This is a genomic window from Arthrobacter sp. GCM10027362, assembly GCF_042679445.1.
In the GTDB taxonomy this organism is placed as follows: Bacteria; Actinomycetota; Actinomycetes; order Actinomycetales; family Micrococcaceae; genus Crystallibacter.
On sequence record NZ_JBHTML010000431.1, the window covers coordinates 1 to 692 of the forward strand.

Consider the following 692-nt stretch of genomic DNA (forward strand, 5'->3'; position numbering starts at 1 on the left):
CGACGCCGGCCGCGTGCACCTGGTCATCGCGGACGGCCCCGCCGCCGGCCGGGCGGCAAGACAGGAGCGCACCGAGACCCTCCCCGCCGGTGCGACGCCGGCCACGTCACTGGTCCAGGCTGCGCGCGGACTGGATGACGCCGTCGCCGGCCTGCTCGGTGCCGTCGTCGTCGTGGAGGACCTGCGCACCGCCGGTGAAATCGTCGCCGCCCGCCCGGAGCTGAGCGCCGTCACCCGTGAAGGGGATGTCTTCAGCGCCTACGCCGCCCGCGGCGGCACCGCCGGAGGTCCCAGCCTGATCGAGCTGCAGGCCGCGGTGGAGGACACCTGTGTTCAGCTGGAAGAGGCCATTGCGCGCATGGAACGGGCCAAGTTCGCCATCGCCGGCGCCTCCGCCCGCCGGGACGAGGCCAAGCAGCGCGCCGCGGCAGCCCTGGAACGGCTGAACGAATCGGACGCCCGCATCGCCGCCGTCGCCGAGCGCCTGGGCACCCTGGGCTCCATGCTGCGCTCCGCCGACGGGGAACGCGGGCGCCTGGCCAAACTGGTATCGGCGGCCGAGGCGAACGTGCTGGCCGAACAGCAGGCGCTGGCCGAGATCACCGCACGGCTGGGCGCGGCCCGGGACGCCGGGGAGGCCCCCGACGAGGAGGAACCGGCAACGGAGCGCCGGGACGCGCTTGCGGCCGAGG

1 pseudogene is annotated in these 692 nt (G+C 75.3%); it reads left to right on the plus strand.

Features of this window, described 5'->3' with window-relative positions:
- A pseudogene (locus tag ACFQ36_RS23180) lies at positions 1 to 692 on the plus strand (chromosome segregation protein SMC); the annotation flags it as partial.